Raw genomic sequence first — 5,145 nt, forward strand, 5'->3', positions numbered from 1 at the left:
GGCCGCCTGCATGTGGACGGTGTGGCTGTGGATGACCGGGCTCAAGGCCGTGCCCGCTGCGCAAGGCGGCGTGTTCTCGGTCATGCTGCCGGTGAGTGCTGCGCTGGTGGGCGTGCTGTTTTTGGGCGAGGTATTGACGCGCCTGCAACTGGTCGCCTTTGTCATTGCCCTGGCCAGCGTGTTGCTGGCCACCCTGCCCTCGCGCGCGGCGCTGCGCGTAGGGCGGCGGGGCGGCAGCGCCGACTGACGGGCCCTTCGGCAACCGTCTTCACCATCCTGCCACGGGGACTGGACAGACCGGGCAGAACCAGAGAAGGCCGGACTCAGCCGTGCAAGGGCTGCGCACTGACCACGATGCCATCGGCATCGGCATACAGCCAGTCGCCGGGGCGCACGGGCACGCCCTGGATCGACACAGCCACATCGCGTTGCCCCTCGCCACGCCGCTCGGTGGGCAGCGGCATCAGCGCCAGCGCGCGGATGCCGACGGCTTCCGCGTTCAGCTCGGCCACGTCACGCACACAGCCGTCCACCACGATGCCGGCCCAGCCATTGCGGGCGGCGGCTGCCGCCAGGTTGCCGCCCACCAGGGCCCGGCGCAGAGAACCGCCGCCATCCACCACCAGCACCCGGCCCTCGCCTGCTGACTCGACAGCCGCCTTGACTTGGGTGTTGTCCTCGTGGCACTTGACGGTGGTGACGGGGCCCGCGAACGCGGCAACGCCCCCAAAGCTCTGGAACACCGGGGGCAGCACGCGGAACGCACCGCTGGTGTCGCCCTTGTGGACGTCACAAAAGTCGCAGGTGGCAAACGGCGTGAGGGGAAGAGGCGAAGCTGCAGCCATTCCAAGATCCTTTCAGTCAATCAAACGGTTCCAACAATCAAACCCGCCCCAACGGCAGCGGCGAGCACGAACCCCATACTGAACGCCCCCTCGCTGCGGCACACGCCTGCGGGCGAGCCGCGTTCGTTGAGCGGCAAATCTGTTGTGCAAGATTGTGCTGCAGCAGCAGCCACCCCAGATGCGGTGCCCAACGCCGCACTCAGAAGATGCCCCCGGGGAACCGCACTTGAAACCCGCCCTCTGCCGCGTCTTTGTCAAGCCTGGCGCGCCTTGGCGGCCTATTGCTGCGGGGTGCGCGGCGCCACCGCTACAAATCGAGGCAAAAAAAGCCGTTTCTCCCTTGGAAACGCGTTTTTTTCCCATTAGCATCAGCCTGCCAGTGGGAAAGCGTCGTTTTCGCTGGTAAAAATTTATTCCCAACAAGGACAACCCAACATGGCAACTGCAAAAAAAGCTCCGGCAACCACAGCCCCAGCAGCCAAGAAGGCCGCTGCACCCGCCAAGAAGCGGACCCCTAACGCCGCTTTCATGAAGGCGCTCACGCCCAGCCCCGCGCTGGCCGCTGTGGTGGGCTCGGCTCCTCTGCCGCGCACGGAGATCATCAGCAAGCTGTGGGTCTACATCAAGGCCAACAACCTGCAGGACGCCACCAACAAGCGCAACATCAACGCCGACGCCAAGCTCAAGGAGCTGTTCGGCAAGCCACAGGTCTCCATGTTTGAACTGGCTGGCCTGATCGGCAAGCACGTCAAGTAAGCCCTGGCGCTTTGCGACCCGCGTCGCACCCGTCAAAGAACCGGCTCTGCCGGTTTTTTTACGCCCACACCCTGTCGAAGTGTGGCGCGCCCGCATCAATGCAAATGAGAATGACCCGCATTTGATGTAACATAAAGCTGCACGACGACGCACAGCCATGTTGATCTAGCCACTGCCTCTCGCCTGCTCTTGGTGCCCCTGCGCGCCACCTGCACACCCCTATTGACGGAGGCCCTCTTGGCTAAATCTCGCGCCCAGCGCCGCAGCGGCATGCTGCGTTCTTCTCCCGCATTCGTTGCTTCTCCCGCCACCCTGTCGCCCCAGGCTTCGCAATCCGACAGGGCCTTGCTGCCACTGGGCGCGCTGATGCTGGCCGCCTCGATGGGCGCCATGGCGCAGACCGGCACATCCGAGACCACCCTGTCCACCGTGACGGTGAAGGAAGCCGCTGAAGTCCAGGGCAAGGACACCCTGCTCATCAAGAAGACCACCGTGGGCAAGGGCAAGCAGGACATCAAGGACATTCCCCAGTCCGTGACGGTGTTCACCGAAAAGCTGATGAACGACCGCAACCAGGACGACTTCCGCGAAGTGCTGCGCACCACGGCGGGCGTGACCTTCCAGTCCGGCGAGACTGGTGAAGAGGACGTGCGCCTGCGCGGCTTTTCGCTGGGCCTGGCGGGCGACATCTACGTGGACGGCATGAAGGACGCCCCGCTGATCGAGCGCGACACCTTCAACAACGACCGCATCGAAGTGCTCAAGGGCTCGGCCTCCATGCTGTTCGGCAAGGGCTCGACCGGCGGCGTGGTCAACCAGGTCAACAAGTACCCGCTGCTGATCGACCAGCACGAAGCCGGCTACACACTGGGCACCGGCAAGTACCACCGCGCCACGGGCGACTTCAACTGGGTGACGGGCGAGAACTCGGCCTTCCGCCTGAACGCCATGGTGCAGGAGTACGACAACTACGGTGCCAAGCAGGACAAGCGCGGCATTGCACCCACCTTTGCCTGGGGCATCGGCACGCGCGACGAGTTCTCCGTCGGGCTGTACTACCTCGAATCCAAGGGCCGCCCGCTCTACAACCACCCCTGGCGTCTCTCGGCCGACGGCAAGATCAACATGCCACTGGAAGCCGGCAAGTACTACGGCCTGGCCAGCGACCACAACGACACCACATCGCAGTACGTCACGCTGGGCCACATCCACCGCTTTGACGACAGCGGCGAGCTGACCACGCGCCTGCGCTACGGCAAGTACGAGCGCGACCTGCTGGCCAGCACCATCGGCTTCCAGAACAGCGCCATCACGCTGGACCAGATCAACAGCAACACCGTGCTGACCCGTGGCTCCAAGGGCCGCGTGGGCGAGAGCAATGTGCTGCAGGTGCAAAGCGACTACAGCAACACCTACAACTGGGGTGGCAAGAAGCACGCGGTGCTGACCGGCGTGGACTACTACGACGACGACGCCAAGCGCAACCAGAACTACGCCAACACCACCACCCGCCCCACCACCACGGTGGGCACGCCCAACGACGGCGCGTGGGTGGCCGACGGCCGGGCGCCGGTGCAGTGGAACACGTTCACATCGCGCAACCTGGGCCTGTACTTCCAGGACACGGTCTCGCTGAGCGACACGCTCAAGCTGGTCGGCGGCCTGCGCTACGACAATTTCCGCGCCGCGTACCACAACGCCGCAGGCAGCCTGAGCAACTCGCGCTCCGACAGCCTGTTCAGCCCCCGCGTGGGCATGATCTTCCAGCCTGACGAGCTGACCTCGTACTACCTGTCGTACGGCACTTCGTACAACACCTCGGGCGACACCTACCAGTTTGGCAACCCCGGCGCCACCACGGCGCGCACCGCCAACACCGACCCAGAAAAGAGCCGCAACATCGAAGTCGGCGGCAAGTTCGAGCTGTTCGAGCGCCGCGCCCTGCTGGGTGTGGCCGCCTTCTACAGCCAGAAGTACAACGAGCGCAACACCGACCCCGACACCGCTGCCGCGCAAGAACTGCTCTCGGGCAAGCGCCACGCCACCGGCATGGAGTTCAACCTGGCGGGCCGCCTCACCCCCCAATGGGAACTGTTCTTCAACCACACCTGGATCCCGTCGGCCAAGATCGACAAGAGCAACGTGGTGCTGGCCGCCAACGGCGGCGGCGCGCAGGTGCAGGGTGACCGACCCGGCCTCACGCCCAAGCACAGCGGCAGCGTATGGAGCACCTACGCCGTCACCTCCAAGCTGCGTGTGGGTGCTGGCTTGACATACCGCGCCAAGCAGAACCCCGAGGGTTCGCGCGCCGTGTACGCCAGCGGCTTTGCGGTGGTAGACGCCATGGCCGAGTACGCGTTTGACGACAAGACCTCGCTGAAGCTGAACGTGAGCAACCTGTTCGACCGCACGTATGCCGAAGGCCTGTACCGAGGCTTCTACACGCCCGGCGCCCCGCGCGCTGTGCAGCTGACGCTGAAGACACGCTTCTGACGCACCTCTGAAGTCCCTCGAATGAACCGGCCCCGGCACTGCCCGGGGCCGGTTCACAATGGCTCCATGTTCCTGCACATCCAAGACGTTCTCACCGCCGACGAGGTCGCGTTCTTCCAGCAAAAGCTCTGGGCGGCCGACGCCCCCTGGGTGGACGGCGCCCGCAGCGCGGGCGGCCAGGCGGTGCACCAGAAAAACAACCTGCAGCTCGCACAAGCCAGCGAGCTGTCCGCCCAGCTCCAGGGCCTGGTCAAGGCCGCGTTGAATCGCAACGCCCTCTTCTTTTCGGCCGCGCTGCCGCGCCGCATTTACAACCCGCTGTTCAACAAGTACGGTGATGGCGCCAACTACTATGGCAACCATGTGGACAGCGCCGTCATGCACTCCCGCGCCGACAGCTGCTGGGTGCGCAGCGACCTGTCGTGCACGCTGTTCCTCACGCCGCCCGACGACTACGACGGTGGCGAACTGGTGATTGCCGAGGCCCTGGGCGAGAAGCGCATCAAGCTGCCTGCGGGCGACATGATCCTGTACCCCAGCAGCACCGTGCACCAGGTCGCGCCGGTCAAGCGCGGGCACCGCGTGAGCAGCTTCTTCTGGGTGGAGAGCATGGTGCGCGGGCTGGAGCAGCGCCAGTTGCTGTTTGACATGGACATGGCCCTGCTCAAGCTGCGCCAGACCCACGGCGACACCGACCCGTCGGCCATCGCGCTGTCGGGCACGTACCACAACCTGCTGCGCATGTGGGCCGATGTGTGAACCGCAGGCCCCTACCCCACGGCTGCGACCGAGGGTATGAGACACCCCGCAAGAACTATTATTTTGATAGCACCCAGCGCATGATCCACTAGCGCTTGGTGCTATTTTTGTTTGTATGACCCAATTTCCTGCACGGCACACCATCCCCCCGGGCCTGGTCACCCTGGCCGACCACGAGCAACACGCACGCACGCAGCTGGACGACAACGCCTGGGCGTACTTCAGCGGCGGCGCGGCCGACGAGATCAGTCTGCACGCCAACCGCAGCGCCTGGGACGCCCTGCCCCTGTGG

Annotated in this window: 5 protein-coding genes and 1 pseudogene; 5 read left to right on the forward strand and 1 reads right to left on the reverse strand. The window is 64.9% G+C overall.

The window, feature by feature from the left end; all coding sequences use genetic code 11:
• The coding region (locus AC04MI_RS23275; RefSeq protein ID WP_476498824.1) for an EamA family transporter at positions 1 to 247 on the forward strand (247 nt) is incomplete at its 5' end.
• A 76-nt stretch (positions 248 to 323) separates the two neighbouring features.
• Here the strand turns inward: AC04MI_RS23275 and rraA are convergent.
• Positions 324 to 845, reverse strand: coding sequence for a ribonuclease E activity regulator RraA (gene rraA / locus AC04MI_RS23280; protein WP_056063808.1), 522 nt, complete (start codon positions 843 to 845; stop codon positions 324 to 326).
• A 435-nt stretch (positions 846 to 1,280) separates the two neighbouring features.
• Here rraA and AC04MI_RS23285 point away from each other — a divergent pair, with 435 nt between their 5' ends.
• The 4 genes and pseudogenes from AC04MI_RS23285 to AC04MI_RS23300 form a co-directional block, all read left to right on the forward strand.
• Positions 1,281 to 1,601, forward strand: coding sequence for an SWIB/MDM2 domain-containing protein (locus AC04MI_RS23285; RefSeq protein WP_015014555.1), 321 nt, complete (start codon positions 1,281 to 1,283; stop codon positions 1,599 to 1,601).
• A gap of 270 nt (positions 1,602 to 1,871) precedes the next feature.
• Positions 1,872 to 4,094 carry a TonB-dependent receptor gene (locus tag AC04MI_RS23290; RefSeq protein WP_436077509.1) on the forward strand — a complete coding sequence of 741 codons (2,223 nt, stop codon included), beginning with the start codon at positions 1,872 to 1,874 and terminating at the stop codon, positions 4,092 to 4,094.
• Between the two features lie 66 nt (positions 4,095 to 4,160).
• Complete coding sequence (locus AC04MI_RS23295) at positions 4,161 to 4,853, forward strand: Fe2+-dependent dioxygenase (RefSeq protein WP_436077087.1); 693 nt, start codon at positions 4,161 to 4,163, stop codon at positions 4,851 to 4,853.
• 115 nt (positions 4,854 to 4,968) lie between these two features.
• Positions 4,969 to 5,145, forward strand: a pseudogene (locus AC04MI_RS23300) (alpha-hydroxy-acid oxidizing protein); the annotation flags it as partial.

The organism is Acidovorax sp. LjRoot204 (assembly GCF_056175785.1).

Excerpts from the sequence above, each read along its gene's own strand:
- rraA (WP_056063808.1), bottom strand. The coding sequence starts at position 845 with ATGGCTGCAGCTTCGCCTCTTCCCCTCACGCCGTTTGCCACCTGCGAC.
- AC04MI_RS23285 (WP_015014555.1), top strand. The coding sequence starts at position 1,281 with ATGGCAACTGCAAAAAAAGCTCCGGCAACCACAGCCCCAGCAGCCAAG.
- AC04MI_RS23290 (WP_436077509.1), top strand. The coding sequence starts at position 1,872 with ATGCTGCGTTCTTCTCCCGCATTCGTTGCTTCTCCCGCCACCCTGTCG.
- AC04MI_RS23295 (WP_436077087.1), top strand. The coding sequence starts at position 4,161 with ATGTTCCTGCACATCCAAGACGTTCTCACCGCCGACGAGGTCGCGTTC.